Genomic DNA, 19841 nt, shown 5'->3' on the forward strand with positions numbered 1-19841 from the left:
ACCGTCTCTCCGATGCGTCTCAACCGTCTCTCCGGCCAGTCCAGCCACCGTCTCCGGTAAGCTCCAGCACCTCAGCAGCGCCGGTGAAGGGGTATTTACGGATTGGGTCCGGGACCTGCAACCCCCAATTTGAAAAAACTTTGAATTTCCTGCCAGATTTTCCATCACCTTAATAAAAACAACAGGTTACACTCACAATTCAACTCGCGCAGCTCTCCGAATACGTCTTTTCGGCAGCCCAAATCACAGGAATGAATGGAATCGCATCACATGCCGGTCTTCCGCCCTCGGACTCACCCATAGAAAACGCCGCCTAGGTTTCCCAAGGCGGCGTGGTTCAGTGAGTGGTTGGGGTGTTTAGTCCAGATCGAACCGATCTGCATTCATGACCTTGTTCCAGGCCGAGACGAAATCGCAGACGAATTTGCCACCCGCATCGTCCTGACCATATACCTCGGCCAGCGCCCGCAATTGCGAGTTCGACCCAAAGACCAGATCAACACGGGTGCCAGTCCACTTCACGTCGCCGCTAGCGCGGTCGCGGCCCTCATAGATACCGTCACCCGACGGCTTCCACTCGGTCCCCATATCCAGCAGGTTCACGAAGAAGTCGGTGCTGAGTGTACCAACCCGGTCGGTGAACACACCATGCGAGGTGCCGCCGAAGTTGGCACCCAGCACGCGCATCCCGCCAACCAGCGCGGTCATCTCGGGCGCGGACAAGGTCAGCAGCTGCGCCTTGTCGACCAGCAGCGCCTCGGCCGGGACCGAGTATTCCTTGCGCAGGTAGTTGCGGAAGCCGTCGGCGATGGGCTCCATCACCGCGAAGCTGTCCACATCCGTCTGCTCTTGCGCGGCATCGGTGCGGCCCGGGGTGAAGGGCACGTCGACATCCTGACCGGCTGCCTTGGCCGCCTGTTCGATGGCCGCCGCACCGCCCAGCACGATGACATCAGCCAGCGAGACTTTCTTGCCGCCGGATTGCGCAGCATTGAACGCGGTCTGCACACCTTCAAGCGCCTCAAGCGCCTTGGCCAGTTTCAACGGCTCGTTGACGTCCCAGTCCTTCTGCGGGGCCAGACGCACATGGGCACCATTGGCGCCACCGCGCATGTCCGAACCCCGATAGGTCGAGGCCGAGGCCCATGCTGTCGAGACCAGTTCCGAAACCGACAGCCCGGTGGCCAGAATCTTGGCCTTGAGGTCCGCCGCATCCGCGTCGTCGATCAACTCGTGATCAACGGCGGGCACGTTGTCCTGCCACAGCAGTTCCTCGGTCGGGGCCTCGGAGCCCAGATAGCGTGAGCGCGGGCCCATGTCGCGGTGGGTCAGCTTGAACCACGCGCGGGCGAAGGCATCGGCGAATTCTTCGGGGTTTTCGTGGAACCGCTTCGAGATCGGGCCATAGATCGGGTCCATCCGCATCGCCATATCGGCGGTGGTCATCATGGTCTTGACCTTCTTGGACGGATCATGCGCCGCAGGGGCCATGTCTTCTTCTTTCACGCCCACCGGCTCCCAGATCCACGCGCCCGAGGGGCTTTTGGTCAGGTTCCAGTCATAGCCGAACAGCAGATCGAAATAGCCATTGTCCCATTTGATCGGGTTTGCGGTCCATGCGCCCTCGATTCCGCTAGTGGTGGTGTCATCACCCTTGCCGCTGCCGAAATCGTTGATCCAGCCAAAGCCCATGGCTTCCATCGGGGCGGCCTCGGGTTCGGGGCCGACCAGACCGGGATCACCGGCACCGTGGGCCTTGCCGAAAGTATGGCCGCCAGCGACCAAGGCCACCGTTTCCTCGTCATTCATCGCCATCCGAGCAAAGGTGTCGCGGATATCGCGGCCCGAGGCCAGAATGTCGGGCTGACCATCTGGGCCTTCAGGGTTCACATAGATCAGGCCCATCTGCACGGCGGCCAGCGGGTTTTCCAGATCACGTTCGCCGGAATAACGGCTGTGCGGGTTGTCGGTGGGGGCCAGCCATTCGGTCTCGGTGCCCCAATAGATGTCTTCTTCGGGGGCCCAGATGTCTTCACGACCGCCAGCAAAGCCAAAGGTCTTGCCGCCCATGGATTCGATCGCGCAGTTGCCAGCCAGAATGAACAGGTCCGCCCACGAAATCTGGTTGCCGTATTTCTGCTTGATCGGCCACAGCAGGCGACGCGCCTTGTCCAGATTGCCATTGTCCGGCCAGCTGTTCAGCGGCGCGAACCGCTGGTTGCCGGTCGAGCCGCCGCCGCGGCCATCCGCCGTGCGATAGGTGCCAGCCGCGTGCCACGCCATGCGGATAAACAACCCGCCATAGTGCCCGTAATCCGCAGGCCACCACTCCTGCGAGTCGGTCATCAGCGCATAGAGGTCATCCTTCAGCGCCTGCAGGTCAAGCTGCTTGAACGCTTCGGCATAGCTGAACGCCTCACCCATCGGGTTCGAGGCCACCCCATGCTGGTGCAGGATCGACAGGTTCAGCTGGTTGGGCCACCAGTCGCGGTTCGTCCGGGCATCCGAGCCGTGCATTACCGGGCATTTGCCCATGTTGGGGGTGTCGCTTCCGTCCATTTCAATCTCCAATACTGGCTGAGGCTTGTATGCGTCGCGCGGTCAAATCCAATGTGAACAACAGGATCGAACGATACCGCCCATCCCGCAAACCGCAAGCAGGCTGCGCAAAGGCGCAGCGGGGCGATTTGCAATACTGGCGGAAACTCGCATGGGCGACTCGTTCTTCTTGTCTGGGCCAAGATGTACCAAATCAGAGCCATCCGAAAAAATGTTGTTTCTTGATGGTTTTCATAATCAAAAACTATTGAATGTGATCCCAGTGACGCAGCGTTCCGCTTTCCTGCGCGCGGGCGGCGGTGAACAGTCAGTCCGGGCACGGCATACAGGGGATCGGGCATGACTTATGACTATGTAATCGTCGGCGGCGGATCGGCGGGCTGCGTTCTGGCCAACCGGCTGAGCGCAAACCCCGATGTCAGCGTCTGCCTGCTTGAGGCCGGAGGACGTGGTGACAGCTTACTGGTGCGGATGCCCGCTGCGGTGGTGGCGATGCTGCCGGGGCGGCCCAGAATCAACAACTGGGCGTTCGAGACCGTGCCCCAGCCGGGGTTGAACGGGCGCAAAGGATACCAGCCGCGCGGCAAGGCGCTGGGAGGGTCCAGCGCTATCAACGCCATGCTTTATGTCCGCGGGCAGCGTCAGGATTACGACGGCTGGGCCGATCTGGGCTGCGACGGCTGGGATTGGGACAGCGTGCTGCCCTATTTCAAGCGCGCCGAACACAACGAACGCGGCGCGGATGACCTGCATGGTGACACCGGCCCCCTGCAGGTTTCGGACCAAAAACAGGAACGCCCGATCACCCGCGCTTTTGTCGAAGCCGCCACCCAGATGCAGCACCGCCGGACCGAGGATTTCAATCGCGGAGACAACGAGGGCGTCGGCCTCTATCAGGTGACACAGTTCCACGACCCGGCCCGCAATGGCGAGCGCTGCTCGGCCGCGGCGGCCTATCTGTTTCCGGTGATGCAGCGGCCCAATCTGACGGTCATCACCGGGGCCTACGCCCAGCGCCTGACCTTTGACGGCAAACGCGCCACCGGCGTGGTATATCGCAAAGGCACCGAGGTGACCGTGACAGCGCGGCGCGAAGTGCTTCTGTGCAGCGGGGCGCTCAAATCTCCGCATCTGCTGATGCTGTCCGGTATCGGCGACGGGGCGGCACTGACCCAACACGGGATCGCCGTGCGCCACGACCTGCCCGGCGTGGGGCAGAACCTGCAGGATCATCTGGATTTCACGCTGGCCTACAAGACCCGCGATACCGACACGTTCGGCATCGGTCCGGTCGGGTCGGCGCGGCTGCTGGGCCACCTGATGCGTTGGCGCAAATCCGGCGTTTCCATGGCCGCCACCCCGTTTGCCGAGGGCGCGGCCTTTCTCAAGACCACACCCGATCTGGACCGGCCCGACATTCAACTGCACTTCACCATCGCGCTGGTCGACGACCATGCCCGCAAGCTGCATCTGGGCTATGGCTATAGCTGCCACATCTGCAAACTGCGCCCCGAAAGCCGCGGCACCGTCGGGCTGCACAGCGCCGATCCTCTGGCCGCCCCCGCCATCGACCCGGATTTCCTGTCCGACCCCCGCGATCTTGAGACGATGATCCGAGGCGCACGGATGACGCGCGAGATATTGCAAGCCCCTGCGCTTTCCCCCTATCGGCGCAAAGAGATGTTCGGCACCGATACCGCACAGACGGATGCGGATTGGGAGCGCCACATCCGCGCCCGGGCCGACACGATCTATCACCCAGTCGGTACCTGTAAGATGGGCACCGATGACATGGCGGTGGTCGACCCCGACCTGCGGGTGCACGGAGTTCAGGGATTGCGGGTGGTCGATGCCTCGGTCATGCCGACGCTGGTCTCGGGCAATACCAATGCGCCCACGATCATGATTGCGGAAAAAGCCGCCGACCTGATAGCCGCCGCCTGAATCTGGGACACCGGGACCGCACTTGCCGCCTCAGTGCCCGCTCACCTTCTTGTAAAGCGCGGATTTATATCCAAACGGTATCCCCAACACGCCCACCAGCCAGCCCGCGCCCCGGGCAATCTGAATAAGCCGCCGGTCGGGCTGAAACGGAAACAAAAGCACCGCTCCCAGCAGGGCGATCAACCGCAAGGGCGCGCTGAGAAACCCCAGCAACGCGCGCGCAGGCTTTTGGTCCAGCTTGCGGCGCATGTGCGTGTTCGACTGGTCCCGCCCACGCGCGGCCTGATACCAGAACGACAGCCTCTCGGGCGGGATGGTCTCGTAGACAAACGCATCCGGCACCCATCCCACGGGCAACCCGGCGGCCACCGTCTCGGCATAGAATTTGGCATCCGTGCCACCGGTCATGCGCATGGTTTCATCGAACCAGAGGCCCGTGTCCCGAAACAGCCGCGTCTCGCCCAGCCAGTTATTGGTCACGATGGTCACGCCGCCCGTGTCGTTCAGCGTGGCCCGACGCGCCGCCGCCCGTTCCTTATCCAGATAACGGTTGGAAATATTGCGCAACATCAGCCGCTGCAGCGCCGTTTCACCGCCCGACGGACCCGCCGCCCGCAAGGGTGCACCCAGCAAAACCGCCGAGCTGGCGCGGTATCCCGCCACCAGCCGTTCAAGCCAGTCGGGGGCCACAACCTCATCATCATCGACAAAACACAGCAGGTCGGCCCCGGCAGACAGCGCCTCGCGCGCGGCGCGGTTGCGGCCAAAGGGAATCCCCGGCTCGGTCTCAAGCACATAGTCCAGACCGGCCCCGTTGGGCAGGGTCGCACCGGCCTCTCGCACGGTCGCCTCGCTGAACGGAGAGGTATCGTTTTCGACCACCAGACACCGGACGCTGCAATCAGGCGGGATCGCCATCTCACCCCAGCTTTGGATCAACGCGGCCAGCATCCCGGGGCGCTGTCGCGTCAGGGTCGATACGGTGATCTTCAAAGGCGCAGAGCGGTCATCCATCCCTCACCCCTTACAACCCGCAGCGTTTCGTTGACAAGCGGTCGGGATCACCCACGATCCCCGCCCTGTTCCCGCATCAGCGCCTCAAGACCCACCCGGTAATTCGGATATAGCAGCGAAATCCCAAGGTCCGTCTTGATCCGGTCATTCCGAACACGCTTGTTTTCATTGTAAAAGCTCCGCGCCATCGGGGTCAGATCGGCCTCATCAAAGGCCACGGCAGGTGGCAAGGGCAGCCCCTGCAGCTCGGCAGCATAGCCGATCACATCCTGAGGTGGCACCGGTTCATCGTCGCAGACGTTATAGATCGCCCCCGGATCAGGCCGCGCCATTGAGGCAGCCAGAACCTGCGCGATATCCTCGACATGAATGCGCGAAAACACCTGCCCTGGCTTGATGATGCGCCGCAACCCGCCCCGGCGGAGCTTTGAAAACGGCCCCCGACCCGGCCCGTAGATACCCGCCAGGCGAAAGATATGCAGCGGCAGACCCGGAATCCCGGCCCATTGCTGTTCGGCCTGAACCCGCCACCGGCCCCGCGCCGCCGTGGGTGCGGGCGGTGTGGTCTCGTCCACCCAACCGCCCTGATGGTCACCATAAACGGCGGTGGTAGACAGATAACCGACCCAGCGGAACTGCCCTGCACGGGCGGCAATCTCATGCCCTAACTCAGCCAGAACCGGATCCCCCTCTGCCGTCGGCACGGTCGAGATCAGCAGATGCGTGACCCCGTCCAGATCGGGTCGCGCGCCGGGCCAGACAACCGGTTCAGCACCCGAGTCGCGAATGGCCCCAAGCTGCTGTGCATCGCGGCTGGTGCCAACGATCCGCCATTCCTCCGACCGCAGCCGCCGCGACAGCGCCCGCGCAGAATAGCCATGGCCGAAAGAGAACAAGAACTGTGTCATACCCCTTTGATGATCCCCTCGCCCCGGGGATGCAAGCGCCGGATGGACGCACTTGATTCGAATCCCCCGATGCGCCTTCATGGAAACATGAGCGACAAAGCCCCCAACCTGCAGGCCGCCTATGCGCTGAAAACGCCCGAGGACAACCGGCGTCTCTACGCCGAATGGGCCGGGGATTATGACGACGGCTTTGCCGCACTTGAGGACTATCAGCTTCACATCCATACCGCGCGCGCCTTTGTGGCGGCGGGCGGTCAGGGCCCGGTTCTGGACGCGGGGGCGGGCACCGGCCTGTGCGGTGCAATTCTGGCAGGTCTCGGCGTCGGGCCCATCGATGCCACCGATATCAGCGGCGAGATGCTGGATCAGGCCATGCGCAAGGACATCTACCGCGACGCGATCGAGGCGGATCTCAATCAGGGCCTGCCGGTCCCGCGCGATAGCTATGCGGGCATCGTTTCTTCGGGCACCTTCACCCACGGTCACCTGGGTCCCGAAGTCCTGCCCGCCCTGCTGCGCGCCGCGCGCCCCGGCGCGCAATTTGCGCTGTCCATCAACGCCAGACATTTCGAAACGCAAGGCTTTGCCGACGCGCTCGCCCGCCTCGAAACCGACCAGATCACCAACCTCTCGCTGACCGAAGTCCAGATCTACGGCGACCTCGCCGCAGGCCCAAACAGGACCGACACAGCCCAAATCGCCACATTCGAGAAAACCTGACCCACCCCTTCTTCTGTTAAAAAATACTTCGGGGGAGGCCAGCCCCATTCGGGGCTGGGCGGGGGCAGCGCCCCCTACCGCCCTTTCCACACAGGATCACGTTTCTCGGCAAAAGCCCGTGCGCCTTCCAGATTATCCTCGGACCCGTAAAGCACATCCACCGTGGCCAATTGCCGTTTGGTGATCCGGTTCATGATGTCCTGAAACTTGGAATCCTCGGCCTCGCGCACCACTTCCTTGATCGCCGCGTAGACCAGCGGCGGCCCGCTGGCCAGCAACCGGGCCAGCTCCCATGCGCGATCCATCAACTGATCGGCCGGCAGAACCTCGTTCACCAGCCCCCAGCGCTGCGCCTCGGCGGCGTCGAACCAGCGCCCCGTCAACAACAGCTCCATGGCGATGTGATAAGGGATGCGCTTGGGCAGCTTGACGCTGGCCGCATCGGCCACCGTCCCCGAGCGGATCTCGGGCAGGGCGAACTGGGCCTGCTCGACCGCCAGGATCATGTCCGCGCTCAGCGCCAGTTCCAGCCCGCCACCGCAGGCGATCCCGTTGACCGCCGCGATCACCGGCTTGTTGAGGTCGCGCAGCTCCTGCAAGCCACCAAACCCGCCCACACCGTAATCGCCGTCAACCGCGTCGCCCTCGGCGGCGGCCTTCAGGTCCCAGCCCGGGCAAAAGAACCGGTCGCCTCCGCCGGTCAGGATCGCCACCCGCAGATCGGGATCGTCGCGGAAATCGCGAAACACCTCGCCCATGATCCGGCTTGTGGCCAGATCAATGGCATTGGCCTTGGGGCGGTCCAGCGTGACCTCGAGTATGGCGCCCTCACGGCGGGTCCGGATCGGGTTCATGAGCTTGCCTTTCGGATCAGCGCGTCCACCGCAACCGCCCCCCGGGGCGTGCAGATCAGCGGGTTGATTTCAACTTCGCCAACGGTTTCGGCGTTGGCAATAACATAGCGCTGAATGCCCTCGATGGCATCCAGAACCGCTTCGATGTCAGCCGCTTGCTTGCCGCGATAGCCACTCAGCAGAGGCTCACAGGCCAGACATCCCAGCGCGGCCCGCAGCGCCCCCCGCGGCGCAGGGATCAGCAGGGATCGGGTGTCGCGCATGATCTCGGTCAGCACGCCGCCCGCGCCCAAGGTCAGGACATAGCCATGCGCCGGGTCACGGGTCACTCCGACCAGCAGTTCGGCCACCCTGTCCGGCACCATCTCTTCAATAAGAACCTTTTCGGTCCCGATACCCGCAACCGCGTCAGGCACACCTGCTGTCAAAACGCCCAGCCGAACGGCCCCCTGCTCGGATTTATGCGCAAGACCCAGCCCCTTGACGGCAAAGGGCGGCGTTAAGCCCCGCGCAGCCTCGGCGGCGGTCTCGGGGCCGGTCACGACATGGCGGGGAACGGGCACCCCGAACGTCGAAAGCGCGGCCTTGGCCTGCGCCTCGGACAAGATCTGACCCGGATCGCCGCCCACGGGCAGCAGAACCGGATCAGCCGGACCCGGATCGGGGCGGGCTGCGGCCTCGATGGCAGCCAGCGCCTCGTGCAGACCGGAAAAAGGCACCACGCCACCAGCCATCAGGCGCTGCGCGGTGCGTTCGGGCATCAGCTCGGGCAAGGTGGCGGCCACGGCAAAGGGCCGACCCGCCGCACGGCAGTTCAGCGCCGCCTGCGTCGCGGCTTCCCAATCGGTCGCATCGGTATGCGGATAATCAACAATTGCCAGTGTCAGAGCCACATCAGGCCCCGCCATCCCCGACCAGGCCCGGGTCATCGCATCGGTATCGCGCCAGATATAGGTGTGGTAATCCAGCGGATTGGCCAGCGCCACCAACGGCCCCAGAACCCCGCGCAGATCGGCTGTCTGGGCCTCGGTCAACGGCGGAAAGCGTAGATCGCGCCCGACGGCCATGTCGGCGGTCAGGCTGGCCTCGCCGCCCGAGCAGCTGATCGCCGCCAAGCCGTTTCCGGGCAACCGCCCGATGACATGCAGCAGTTTCAGCGTCTCGAGAAACCCCGGCACATCGTCCAGCCGCGCAATGCCCAGCCGGTCCAGAAAAGCCTGCGCGCCCGCGTCCTGCCCGGCCAGAGAGGCGGTATGCGACACCGTCGCCGCCCGTGCCTGTGCCGACCGGCCCATCTTCAGCGCGACGATGGGAACGGCGCGCGCACGGGCCTTGGCCGCCAGCGCCTCCCATTTGCGCAAATCGCCGAAGCCTTCAATATGGACGCCGATAGCAGTGATCCGGTCATCGTCCAACAGGGCCGCAGCAACATCGGCCTGATGGGTCTGCGCCTGATTTCCGCAGGTCATCATGAAAGCCAGCGGCAGGGCCCTACGCTGCATCGTCATGTTGATCGCGATGTTCGAGCTCTGGGTCAGGATCGCCACGCCCCGATCCACCGGTTTCATCCCGTGCTGATCAGGCCAGATGGCAACCCGGTCCAGAGCATTCACGAAACCATAGCAATTGGGCCCCAGAATCGGCATATCCCGTGCCGCGGCGACCAGCTGCGCCTGCAAATCCGGGGCCTGATCATCCTCAGCCTGCGCCTCGGTAAAGCCCGAGGCAAAGCAGACCGCGCCGCCAGCGCCGATCCGCGACAGGGCAGCAACCGCCTGCACCGTCGCCTGCCGGTTAATCCCGATAAAGGCCGCATCAGGCGGCTGCGGCAGGTCTTCGATGCGTGGATAGGCCGACAGACCACCCACCAGGGTGGCCTTGGGGTGTACCGGCCAGATGTCCCCCGAAAAGCCCAAAGCGCGGGCCTGCCGGATCACCGCATCGCACCACGCGCCGCCGCCGATCACCGCCAGCGACGCGGGCCGCAGAAGCCGCCTCAGCGCATCCGGCTGCATCACGCGCCCAGCGCCCGCAGAAGATCGCGGCTGATAATGTGGCGCTGAATTTCGCTGGTTCCGTCCCAGATACGCTCGACCCGTGCATCGCGCCAGAAGCGTTCCAGCGGATAGTCGTCCATCAGACCCATCCCGCCGTGGATCTGAATGGCCGCATCCGTCACCCGGGCCAGCATCTCGGACGCATAGAGTTTGGCCGAGGCGATCTCGCGGTTTGCGGGCAGGCCTTTGTCCAACCGGTCCGCCGCCGCCAGGGTCAGCAGATCGGCAGCGTCGATCTCGGTGATCATATCGGCGATCTGAAAGCTGACCCCCTGAAACCGCCCGATCGTCTGGCCGAACTGTTCGCGGGTGGCGGCATAGTCCAGCGCATAGTCAAACGCCCGGCGCGCGCGCCCGACCGACATGGCAGCGACAGTGATGCGGGTGGCGTAGAGCCAGGTGTTCATCACATCGAACCCGCCATCGACCTCGCCCAGAACCTGCGCCTGTGGCAGGCGGCAATCGTCGAAGTCCAGCACCATGTTCTTGTAGCCCCGGTGGCTGACCGAGCGATAGCCGTCGCGGATGGTGAAACCCGGCGTGTCCCGATCCACCAGAAAGGTCGTGATCCGCTTTTTCGGCCCTTTCAGAGTCTGATCTTCGCCCGTCGCTACAAAGACGATGACAAAATCCGCATGTTCCGCACCCGAAATGAAATGCTTGGTCCCGTTCACCACCCAGTCGCCCCGGTCGCGCACGGCCGAGCAGGACATGCCGCGCACATCCGACCCCGCGCCGGGTTCGGTCATGGCCAGCGCGTCCATCTTCTCACCCCGGACCGCGGGCATGAGGTAGCGTTCGATCTGATCGCCTTCGCAGGCCATCAGGATGTTCTGCGGGCGGCCGAAGAAATGCGTCAGCGCCATCGAGCCCCGGCCCAGTTCCCGCTCGACCAGCGCGAAATCCTGATGGCTCAGCCCGGCGCAGCCAACGCTTTCGGGAAAGTTGCAGGCGTAAAATCCAAGCTCGAGTGTCTTGCGCCTGATCTCGTCGGCAATCTCGCGCGGGACCTCGCCGGTGCGTTCCACCAGGGCCTCATGCGGATAGATCTCATTCTCGACAAAGCTGCGCACGGTTGCGGCGATCATCTCCTGCTCGTCAGTCAGGCCATATTGCATCGGGGACACTCCGCATCTGAAACCGCGTTCAGTGTGACGTGGCTTGCAGGCATGACCATGCAGGTTTAGACATTTGTGATGCATGTTTGGCAGAAATCCTCATCTGAGATGCAACATATCGGCGTCCTTCTGTTTGACGGCTTTTCCAACCATTGCCTCGCCAACACGGTCGAGCCGCTGCGCGCGGCGAACACGTTGGCCGGGCGGCGGGTCTATGACTGGCAGTTTCTGTCGCTGGGGCCGGGTGCCGTCACCTCGTCCTCAGGGTTGCAGGTCGCACCGCACGGGGTCCTGCACGAAGCCTCGGGCGACATGCTGATGGTGATGCCGTCTTATGGCTTTCAGACCCATGGCGGCTGGCCCACTCAGGCCGGGCTGCGTGCGGCGGCGGGTCGGTTTGGCACCCTTGCCGGGCTGGACACCGGCAGCTGGCTGCTGGCGCTGGCGGGCTTGCTGGACGGGCATCGCGCCACGATCCATTGGGAGGAGCTGACCCGCTTTGCCGAACGCTTCCCCGAGGTCGACACCTGCCGCGAGCGTTTTGTCATCGACCGCGACCGGATCACCTGTTCCGGAGCGATGGCGGCCTTCGATCTGGTGACGCATCTGATTGGCCGTGATCATGGGCAGGCGCTGGCGTTGGAAGTGGCGCAGATGTTCATGACGCGCGATTCGGCCCGGTCGCATATCGGCGGGGCCGGATCGGCCAGCCGCGACGTGAACGCGGCGTTGGCCCTGATGCAGGAACATCTGGAAGCGCCCCTGCCGATACCCGAGATCGCCCGGCGCGTCGGACGGTCGCAAAAGATGCTCGAGGCACGGATGGAGTCAGACCTCGGGGCCGGTCCGGCCCGCGTTTATCGCCGTTTGCGGTTGAATCTGGCGCGCAAGCTGGTGGCCGAGACCGACCTGACCGTCAGCGAAATCGCCTTACGCGCGGGCTATGAGAACCCAAGCGCCCTGACCCGCGCCTTTCGAGCCGAGTTCAATACCACACCGCGGGCGCTGCGGTCGCGGCGCTAGGTATACATCTGCTTCTTGTAGGCCCGCGTCCGCACGGTCGCCTCGGCCGAGCCGTCGTGATAGGTGCCGAACCACTTGTCGAACGGGATCTCGGACGTGCCGTAGTTGCATTCGAAATACCGGTGATGCAGCTGATGGAAGAAGTCGCCGGCCTTGGCGGCGTCGGTATCCCCGGCCTTCAGCTTTTCGAACCCGGAATGGGACAGAACCGGGCTGATCTGCTGAAAATAGACGTGAAACAGCACGTGCAGCGGATGCGAGGGCACAATCAGATGGATGAAATAGGTGGTGAAGTACAGCATGTTCTCGAACCAGTGGTTCGATATGCCGGACCACGGGCCGATGTTAACGTTGCGGTGATGCACGGCATGGACGTGTTTATATAGTTTGGGATGATGTTCCAGCCGGTGTACCCAATAGAAATGCAGCCCCGACCACATCGGGATGAACAGCATCCAGATCACGAACCAGACCGGAGCAGCGGCCCATGTGATCACCGGCACATAGGCATTGGCCATGGCCCAGAAGATCACCCATTGATACACCGTCGCCACCGTCATGGCGCTGCCCAGCGTCCACCAGATGTTGTCCCAAACCTGATTGCGAAAGGTGAAAGTGCCGTTGTCGCGGGTCAGGTCCCGGCGGTCGAACTTCTTATACATGCCCTGCCCCTTGCGCATGTAAAGCCACCAGTGCAGCCCTCCGGCCACCAGGATTTGCGGCACCATGTTCAGCAGCCAGATGCGAAACATCCAGCCGGGTGCAAAGCTTCGCATCGTCTCTAACGCGGGGAAAAACGCCGCATATGCGATCAGGGCCAGCGCCATGCACAACGTCAATGACGTCAGCGGCAGCCATGCGCCCCGGTACCACCGTAAGATCGCCATCGGGCGCGGTGGCCAGCTGAACAGCGGATTCAGCCCAACCGGTCCCTCGGGGCGATAGTTCCAGCGGGCGGCCTCAGCGTCATGAGCGTCGGTCATGGCAGATGCTCCTTACAGGATCTTCAGGTTGCGTAGTCCGAGCCTTCGGCATCCAGCACGGCCTTGATCTCGCGCAGATGCGCATCGGCCTGACCGGGATAGTCATCCAACTCTTGCGCCGTTTTCTCGGCAATCTCATCGGACAGGACGCGCAGGGGCTGACCTGTCTGCAGGGCGCGGATATAGGTTTCGGCCGCGCGTTCGAAATAATAGAGTCTATTAAAGGCATCTGCCGGGTTCTCGCCGATCACGAGAACCCCGTGATTGCCCATGATCATGACCTTCTTTTTCGGGTCCGACAGCATCGCGGCACAGCGCTGTCCTTCGCTTTCGAAGGCCAGCCCGCCAAATTCCTCATCAATGACATAGCGGTTGTAGAACGTCGCCGTATTCTGGTCGATCGGCGGTAATGTGCTGTCCGTCAGCGAAGCCAGAACCGTCGCAAAGATCGAATGCACATGCATGACGCAGCGCGCATGCGGGCAATGGCGGTGGATCGATCCGTGCAGCCCCCAGGCGGTCGGGTCCGGCGCGCCGGGCTGGTCCATCACCGCAGCATCATTGGCGTCCAGCAGCAGCAGGTTCGAGGCCTTGATGCGCGAGAAATGCATCTGATTTGCATTCATCAGAAACTGCGTCCCGTCCGGGTTCACCGCCAGACTGAAGTGATTGGCCACGCCTTCGTGCATGTTCAGCCGCTCGGTCCAGCGAAAGGCGGCGGCCATGTCGACGCGCTTAGACCAGTGATCCATGTTGGGGCGCAGGTTGGTGACGGTCATGCCGGGCTCCTTCGAGGTTTGGAAAATCGTGCCCGCGCGGGGATTATTTGACCAACGAAAAAATCGCGCCTATTTCATTAGCAAAACTAATGGCAAGGTTATGCAGATGCAGAAACAGCTTCCTCCGCTGGGGTGGTTGCGCACGTTCGAGGCCGCGGCCCGGCATTTGTCCTTTACCGGCGCAGCGCGGGATCTGAACATGACCCAAAGCGCGGTCAGTCAGCAGATCAAGTCGCTGGAGGGGTATCTGGGACAGCCCCTGTTCCTGCGCCGCCCCCGCGCGCTGGAGCTGACCGAGGCAGGCATCACCTATCTGCCCGTCGTGCGCGAGGCGTTTCGCACGCTTCTACGCGGCACTCAGGCGGTAACGGGCGCACAGCAGAACGCGGTGCAGGTGCAAAGCAACATCACCTTCGCGGTCAACTGGCTGGCCCCGCGCCTGCCCAAGTTTCGGGCGCAACACCCCGAGGTGCACCTGAACATCTTCACCGAACTTTGGGAGCCCCGCGAAATGGCCGAGGGCGCTGCGGTCGAAATCCGCTATTCCCTGCGTCCCGCCGACACGGTGCGGACCGAGTTGCTGCGGACCGATCACTACTATCCGGTCTGCGCGCCGGGGTTCCCCGTGACGCTGGAGGACCTGCAGCGGCAACCGCTGTTCGACTGCTCGAACCTGCTGTCGAACTGGGCGGGATGGGCCGAAGATCGGGGTCTTAATTGGGAAAATCCGCCGGTCACCTATTCCACCACCTATCTGGTCAGCCTGTCGGTCGCCATGGCGGGCGGGGGGCTGTGCCTAGCCCATGACACCATAGCCCGGCACCTGATCGACCAGGGCCAGCTGGTCGCCCCCTTCCCCCATCGCGCCGCGATGCCCGAGGCTTACTACCTGCTGCTGTCGCCTCAGGCCGAGGAAAACACCGGTGCAGTTGCTTTTGCCGATTGGATACGCACGGAAATCGCGGCGGATGTTTCTGCCTAGAACGGGGCACTCCCGCCCATCGTCGCGGCCCCTGCGGGGCCTCTCCTCTGGTTGGGGGTGGCAGCGCTGACGCGCTGAGGGTGGTGCCTTATTCAGGGATTGTGATGATTTCATGATAGGTGCGCGGCGGGGGTTGCACCTTCTGCCGCATTCGGGAAAGTTGGGCCATGGAATACAAGACTTTCCCCAGTTGGCCCGACACCGCCCCCCGCCTTATCGCTGTTGCCGCAGGTCGCGAAGCGGCTGATATGGTCATCCGTGGCGGCATCTGGGTGAACGTGCACACCCGCGAGCTGCTGCCCGATCACGACGTGGCCATTGCCGCCGGGCGGGTGGCTTATGTCGGACCCGATGCCGCGCATTGTACCGGTCCTGAGACACAGATCATCGAAGCGCAAGGCCGCTACATGATCCCCGGGCTGTGTGACGCCCATATGCATATCGAATCCGGAATGCTGACCCCGGCGGAATTCGCGCGCGCGGTGATCCCGCATGGCACGACATCGATGTTCACCGACCCGCATGAGATCGCCAATGTGCTGGGGCTGGAAGGCGTTCGGCTGATGCATGATGAGGCGCTGCTGCAGCCGGTGAATATCTTCACCCAGATGCCGTCCTGCGCGCCCTCGGCGCCGGGGCTTGAGACCACCGGCTATGAGATCACCGCCGAGGATGTGGCCGAGGCGATGGCCTGGCCCGGTATCATCGGGCTGGGCGAGATGATGAACTTCCCCGGTGTGATTCATGGCGATCCGAAGATGCTGGCCGAGATCGCGGCGACACAACGGGCGGGCAAAACGGTGGGCGGACATTATGCTTCACCCGATTTAGGGCCTGATTTCGCGGCTTATGTGGCCGGAGGCCCCGCTGACGATCACGAAGGTACATGCGAGGCAGACGCCATTGCTCGGGTGCGGCAGGGGATGCGGTCGATGATGCGGCTGGGCTCGGCCTGGTACGATGTGGAAAGCCAGATTACGGCCGTGACCGAGAAAGGTCTGGACCCGCGCAACTTCATTCTTTGCACCGATGATTGCCATTCGGGCACTCTGGTCAATGACGGGCACATGAACCGCGTGGTGCGGCATGCGATTGCCTGCGGGTGCGAGCCTCTGGTCGCGCTGCAGATGGCAACGCTCAACACCGCGGCCCATTTCGGGCTTGAACGCGAGATCGGCTCTCTCACGCCCGGACGGCGGGCGGATGTGATCCTGACCTCGGACCTGACCGAGCTGCCGATTGAGACGGTGATCGCCCGGGGACAGATCGTGGCCGAGGGTGGCAAGGTCAGGGTGGAGTGCCCGCACCTGAACTGGCCCGCGACTGCGCGCAACACGGTCCATCTGGGTCATGCGCTGACGGACACCGATTTTGAAATCAAAGCCCCCGCCGGGGCCAACCGCGTCAGGGCCAACGTCATCGGTGTGGTCGAAAATCAGGCCCCAACACAGGCGCTGAAGGCCGACTTGCCCATCATCGGCGGGCTGGTCGAGGGCGAAGGCGATGTCTGCCAGATCGCGCTGGTGGAACGGCACCGCGCCACGGGTGGGGTGACCAACGCCTTTGTCTCGGGGTTCGGATATCAGGGGCGCATGGCCATGGCTTCGACCGTGGCGCATGACAGCCACCATATGATTGTCGTCGGCACCGATCGCGAACAGATGGCACTGGCGGCGAACCGGCTGGCCGAGGTGGGCGGCGGTATCACGATTTTCCGCGATGGCGAAGAACTGGCGCTGGTGGAACTGCCGATTGCAGGCCTGATGTCCGACAGCCCGGCCACCGAGGTGGCCGCCAAGGCGCAAAAGATGGTCGAGGCGATGCAGGCCTGCGGCTGTCAGCTCAACAACGCTTACATGCAGCACTCGTTGCTGGCCCTTGTGGTGATCCCGGAACTGCGGATCTCGGACCTTGGGCTGGTGGATGTGCGCACCTTCGAAAAGATAGACCTTCTGGAACCGCTTGCATGACCAATATTAAGACCCCCGAGGCCCCGAAGCCCGAACAATTCACCGACCCCGCCGCCGCTGTGGCACGGCTTGAGGTGCTTTATGAGCAGGCCACGACTTACCTGTGTGAGAACTTCGCACAGGCGATGAAAGACGGGGCACCAGCCGAACGTATCAGAGCCTACTATCCCGAAATTCGCATCAAAACCTCATCCTATGCGCAGGTCGACAGCCGCCTTAGTTTTGGCCACGTTTCAGAGCCCGGAACCCATGCCACGACCGTGACCCGGCCGGATCTGTTCCGATCTTACCTGACCCAGCAGATTGCCCTGCTGATCAAGAACCACGACCAACCCGTCACCATCGGAGCGTCTAATACGCCGATCCCGGTTCATTTTGCGGTTGCCAGCAATCCCGATTTGCATGTTCCACATCAAGGCGCAGCGGGATTTACCTTGCGTGACGTCTTTGACGTACCGGATCTGACGACCACCAATGATGACATCGTGAATGGCGTGCATGACCATGACGACACCGTTGGGCCATTGGCGCCGTTTACTGCACAGCGGGTCGATTACTCGCTGTCGCGGCTGTCACATTACACCGCGACCGACCCCAGCCACTTCCAGAACCACGTCCTGTTCACAAACTACCAGTTCTATGTCTCGGAGTTTGAAAACTACGCCCGCACGCAACTGGCCGACCCTGCCAGCGGCTACACCAGCTTTGTCTCGACCGGGAATGTCGAGATCACGGACCCGAACGCAGCAATCGAGCAACCCCTGAAACTGCCGCAAATGCCGACCTATCACCTGAAACGGGCAGATGGGTCAGGGATCACGCTGGTCAATATCGGGGTTGGGCCGTCGAACGCCAAAACGGCAACCGACCATATTGCCGTGCTGCGCCCCCATGCTTGGCTGATGGTCGGCCACTGTGCCGGGCTGCGCAACACGCAGGCGCTGGGGGATTTCGTGCTGGCCCATGCCTATCTGCGCGAGGATAAGGTGCTGGATGACGACCTGCCCGTCTGGGTGCCGATTCCGCCGCTGGCCGAGGTTCAGGTGGCGTTGGAACAGGCGGTCGCCGAGGTGACCCGGCTGGAAGGTTACGAGTTGAAGCGGATCATGCGCACCGGCACCGTTGCCTCGGTCGACAACCGCAATTGGGAGCTGCGGGATCAGTCCGGCCCGGTGCAACGGCTCGGTCAGTCGCGCGCGATTGCGCTGGATATGGAAAGCGCGACGATTGCCGCAAATGGCTATCGCTTCCGGGTGCCCTACGGCACTTTGCTGTGCGTGTCCGACAAGCCGCTGCATGGCGAATTAAAGCTTCCCGGCATGGCCTCGGCGTTCTATACCACTCAGGTCAGCCGCCATCTGGCGATCGGAATCCGCGCCATGGAACATCTGCGCGGCATGCCGCTGGAGCGCCTGCACAGCCGGAAATTGCGTTCCTTCGACGAAACGGCCTTTCTCTGAAGCAAAAAAGCAACGATTTCCCCATATTTTTAGGGTTTTCAGTGCTACTATTCGTTGTGTTCGGCCACAATATCCCGTTACAGTTACTCGGTGAGGCCCAAATTATCGGGCACGTTAAGGAGACCAAGAAATGGCAAAGCCTATGACAAAGACTCAGCTGGTGGCTGCTCTCGCTGAGGAAATGGGAACTGACAAGAAATCCGCAAATGCCGCGCTGGAGGCCATGACCGGCCTGATCACCCGCGAAGTTTCGGCCGGTGGTGCCGTTACCCTGCCCGGCGTTGGCAAAATCTACTGCCGCGAGCGCCCCGAGCGCATGGTGCGCAACCCCGCCACCGGCGAGCAGTTCAAGAAAGAGGCCGACAAGGTGGTCAAGATGACCATCGCCAAGGCCCTGAAGGACAGCGTCAACGGCTGATCACCGCCACAGGTGAACAAGAATGAGGGGGTCGCCGCCGGGCGGCCCCTTTTTCTTGCGATCACCGGAAAAACCGGTGACAGTCGCCAGGGATATTGGGGAGGCAGAAATGGATCCGCGCGCCATCATCATGGGGCTTGCATTTGCGCTGATCTGGTCGTCGGCATTCACCTCGGCACGGATCATCGTCGCCGATGCCTCGCCGCTGTTTTCGCTGGCGCTGCGCTTTCTGATCTCGGGCGTTCTGGGCGTGGCCATCGCGCGTCTTATGGGCCAAAGCTGGCACCTGACGCGGGGCCAGTGGCGGGCCACCATCCTGTTCGGTATTTGCCAGAATGCCCTGTATTTGGGTCTGAATTTCTATGCGATGCAAACGGTCGAGGCCTCGGTCGCCGCGATCATCGCATCGACGATGCCGCTGCTGGTGGCGCTGGCCGGTTGGCTGCTGCTGGGCGAAAGGCTGCGCCCGCTGGGCATTCTTGGCCTGCTGGCCGGATTTGCCGGTGTCGCCCTGATCATGAGCAGCCGGATCAGCGCAGGGGTCGACCTGTTCGGCGTCCTGCTCTGCGGCATCGGGGCGCTGGCGCTGACCTTTGCCACGCTGGCGGTGCGGGGCGCGACCTCGGGCGGGAATTTCATGATGGTGGTGGGGCTGCAGATGCTGGTCGGCGCCGCGATCCTGTTCGTTGCCGCGCCGATGCTTGAAACGATCTATGTCCGCCCCACCCTGCCCTTTGCACTGGCCTTCAGCTATACCATCCTGTTCCCCGGCCTTGTGGCGACGCTGATTTGGTTCCTGCTGCTGGACCGTATCGGCGCGGTCCGGGCGGCAACGTTCCACTTTCTCAACCCGGTCTTCGGCGTCACCATCGCCGCCCTGCTGCTGGGCGAGCAGCTGGGGCCGCTGGATCTGGCAGGCGTTCTGGTCATCACGCTGGGCATTCTGGCGGTCCAACTGTCGCGCCAGCCCGAGAGCGCACCGACCTGAACCGCCGCACGTCTGCGCGAGGCGACGCAACAAGCCTTTGCTTTCCTCTGCCAAACCCCATCTA

Annotated in this window: 16 protein-coding genes; 8 read left to right on the plus strand and 8 right to left on the minus strand. The window is 63.0% G+C overall.

Annotation, left to right across the window (positions count from 1 at the left end; all coding sequences use genetic code 11):
* Positions 1-357: 357 nt before the first annotated feature.
* Positions 358-2559 carry a catalase/peroxidase HPI gene (gene katG, locus ACR1XV_RS17170; protein ID WP_480533560.1) on the minus strand — a complete coding sequence of 734 codons (2202 nt, stop codon included), beginning with the start codon at positions 2557-2559 and terminating at the stop codon, positions 358-360.
* Positions 2560-2898: 339 nt separating this feature from the next.
* Here katG and ACR1XV_RS17175 point away from each other — a divergent pair, with 339 nt between their 5' ends.
* Positions 2899-4503, plus strand: a complete 1605-nt coding sequence (locus ACR1XV_RS17175) for a GMC family oxidoreductase (RefSeq protein ID WP_480533562.1) — start codon at positions 2899-2901, stop codon at positions 4501-4503.
* Positions 4504-4533: 30 nt separating this feature from the next.
* Here the strand turns inward: ACR1XV_RS17175 and ACR1XV_RS17180 are convergent, their stop codons facing one another.
* Positions 4534-5517, minus strand: a complete 984-nt coding sequence (locus ACR1XV_RS17180) for a glycosyltransferase family 2 protein (protein ID WP_480533564.1) — start codon at positions 5515-5517, stop codon at positions 4534-4536.
* Positions 5518-5564: 47 nt separating this feature from the next.
* Positions 5565-6425, minus strand: a complete 861-nt coding sequence (locus ACR1XV_RS17185) for an SDR family oxidoreductase (RefSeq protein ID WP_480533566.1) — start codon at positions 6423-6425, stop codon at positions 5565-5567.
* An 87-nt stretch (positions 6426-6512) separates the two neighbouring features.
* Here ACR1XV_RS17185 and ACR1XV_RS17190 point away from each other — a divergent pair, with 87 nt between their 5' ends.
* The gene (locus ACR1XV_RS17190) at positions 6513-7145 is read left to right on the plus strand and encodes a class I SAM-dependent DNA methyltransferase (RefSeq protein ID WP_480533568.1); all 633 of its coding nucleotides are present in this window, start codon (positions 6513-6515) and stop codon (positions 7143-7145) included.
* Between the two features lie 74 nt (positions 7146-7219).
* On the opposite strand, the gene ACR1XV_RS17195 is transcribed toward ACR1XV_RS17190, so the two are convergent.
* From ACR1XV_RS17195 to ACR1XV_RS17205, 3 genes are read right to left on the minus strand one after another with little or no spacing between them, the layout of a single operon-like run.
* Positions 7220-7999 (minus strand): carnitinyl-CoA dehydratase, encoded by a 780-nt coding sequence (locus ACR1XV_RS17195; protein WP_480533571.1) that lies wholly within the window; start codon positions 7997-7999, stop codon positions 7220-7222.
* Positions 7996-10014, minus strand: coding sequence for an acetate--CoA ligase family protein (locus ACR1XV_RS17200; protein ID WP_480533862.1), 2019 nt, complete (start codon positions 10012-10014; stop codon positions 7996-7998). Before ACR1XV_RS17200 ends, ACR1XV_RS17195 begins: the two co-directional genes overlap by 4 nt.
* Entirely contained in the window at positions 10014-11174 is a 1161-nt protein-coding gene (locus tag ACR1XV_RS17205; RefSeq protein WP_480533573.1) for an acyl-CoA dehydrogenase family protein, read from the minus strand. Before ACR1XV_RS17205 ends, ACR1XV_RS17200 begins: the two co-directional genes overlap by 1 nt.
* A 78-nt stretch (positions 11175-11252) precedes the next feature.
* Between ACR1XV_RS17205 and ACR1XV_RS17210 the strand changes: the two genes are divergently transcribed.
* Positions 11253-12197 carry a GlxA family transcriptional regulator gene (locus tag ACR1XV_RS17210; RefSeq protein ID WP_480533575.1) on the plus strand — a complete coding sequence of 315 codons (945 nt, stop codon included), beginning with the start codon at positions 11253-11255 and terminating at the stop codon, positions 12195-12197.
* Here the strand turns inward: ACR1XV_RS17210 and ACR1XV_RS17215 are convergent.
* Positions 12194-13180, minus strand: coding sequence for a sterol desaturase family protein (locus tag ACR1XV_RS17215; protein ID WP_480533577.1), 987 nt, complete (start codon positions 13178-13180; stop codon positions 12194-12196). The genes ACR1XV_RS17210 and ACR1XV_RS17215 overlap by 4 nt on opposite strands.
* Before the next feature lie 23 nt (positions 13181-13203).
* A complete protein-coding gene (locus ACR1XV_RS17220; RefSeq protein WP_480533579.1) occupies positions 13204-13959 on the minus strand; it encodes a class II aldolase and adducin N-terminal domain-containing protein in 756 nt (251 codons plus the stop codon).
* 106 nt (positions 13960-14065) lie between these two features.
* On the opposite strand from ACR1XV_RS17220, the gene ACR1XV_RS17225 reads away from it, so the two are divergent.
* From ACR1XV_RS17225 to ACR1XV_RS17245, 5 genes are all read left to right on the plus strand, one after another.
* Complete coding sequence (locus ACR1XV_RS17225; protein ID WP_480533581.1) at positions 14066-14941, plus strand: LysR family transcriptional regulator; 876 nt, start codon at positions 14066-14068, stop codon at positions 14939-14941.
* A 167-nt stretch (positions 14942-15108) separates the two neighbouring features.
* Positions 15109-16911, plus strand: a complete 1803-nt coding sequence (gene ade / locus ACR1XV_RS17230; RefSeq protein ID WP_480533583.1) for an adenine deaminase — start codon at positions 15109-15111, stop codon at positions 16909-16911.
* Positions 16908-18371, plus strand: coding sequence for an AMP nucleosidase (locus ACR1XV_RS17235; RefSeq protein WP_480533585.1), 1464 nt, complete (start codon positions 16908-16910; stop codon positions 18369-18371). The genes ade and ACR1XV_RS17235 overlap by 4 nt, the downstream gene beginning before the upstream one ends.
* A gap of 130 nt (positions 18372-18501) precedes the next feature.
* Positions 18502-18789, plus strand: a complete 288-nt coding sequence (locus tag ACR1XV_RS17240; protein ID WP_010442901.1) for an HU family DNA-binding protein — start codon at positions 18502-18504, stop codon at positions 18787-18789.
* Positions 18790-18898: 109 nt separating this feature from the next.
* Positions 18899-19777, plus strand: coding sequence for a DMT family transporter (locus ACR1XV_RS17245; protein WP_480533587.1), 879 nt, complete (start codon positions 18899-18901; stop codon positions 19775-19777).
* Positions 19778-19841 lie beyond the last annotated feature (64 nt).

The sequence above is a fragment of the Ruegeria sp. AD2(2025) genome (genome assembly GCF_056542385.1).

Coding starts and splice junctions, on each gene's coding strand:
- katG (WP_480533560.1), bottom strand. CDS start 2,559: ATGGACGGAAGCGACACCCCCAACATGGGCAAATGCCCGGTAATGCAC.
- ACR1XV_RS17175 (WP_480533562.1), top strand. CDS start 2,899: ATGACTTATGACTATGTAATCGTCGGCGGCGGATCGGCGGGCTGCGTT.
- ACR1XV_RS17180 (WP_480533564.1), bottom strand. CDS start 5,517: ATGGATGACCGCTCTGCGCCTTTGAAGATCACCGTATCGACCCTGACG.
- ACR1XV_RS17185 (WP_480533566.1), bottom strand. CDS start 6,425: ATGACACAGTTCTTGTTCTCTTTCGGCCATGGCTATTCTGCGCGGGCG.
- ACR1XV_RS17190 (WP_480533568.1), top strand. CDS start 6,513: ATGAGCGACAAAGCCCCCAACCTGCAGGCCGCCTATGCGCTGAAAACG.
- ACR1XV_RS17195 (WP_480533571.1), bottom strand. CDS start 7,999: ATGAACCCGATCCGGACCCGCCGTGAGGGCGCCATACTCGAGGTCACG.
- ACR1XV_RS17200 (WP_480533862.1), bottom strand. CDS start 10,014: ATGCAGCCGGATGCGCTGAGGCGGCTTCTGCGGCCCGCGTCGCTGGCG.
- ACR1XV_RS17205 (WP_480533573.1), bottom strand. CDS start 11,174: ATGCAATATGGCCTGACTGACGAGCAGGAGATGATCGCCGCAACCGTG.
- ACR1XV_RS17210 (WP_480533575.1), top strand. CDS start 11,253: ATGCATGTTTGGCAGAAATCCTCATCTGAGATGCAACATATCGGCGTC.
- ACR1XV_RS17215 (WP_480533577.1), bottom strand. CDS start 13,180: ATGACCGACGCTCATGACGCTGAGGCCGCCCGCTGGAACTATCGCCCC.
- ACR1XV_RS17220 (WP_480533579.1), bottom strand. CDS start 13,959: ATGACCGTCACCAACCTGCGCCCCAACATGGATCACTGGTCTAAGCGC.
- ACR1XV_RS17225 (WP_480533581.1), top strand. CDS start 14,066: ATGCAGAAACAGCTTCCTCCGCTGGGGTGGTTGCGCACGTTCGAGGCC.
- ade (WP_480533583.1), top strand. CDS start 15,109: ATGGAATACAAGACTTTCCCCAGTTGGCCCGACACCGCCCCCCGCCTT.
- ACR1XV_RS17235 (WP_480533585.1), top strand. CDS start 16,908: ATGACCAATATTAAGACCCCCGAGGCCCCGAAGCCCGAACAATTCACC.
- ACR1XV_RS17240 (WP_010442901.1), top strand. CDS start 18,502: ATGGCAAAGCCTATGACAAAGACTCAGCTGGTGGCTGCTCTCGCTGAG.
- ACR1XV_RS17245 (WP_480533587.1), top strand. CDS start 18,899: ATGGATCCGCGCGCCATCATCATGGGGCTTGCATTTGCGCTGATCTGG.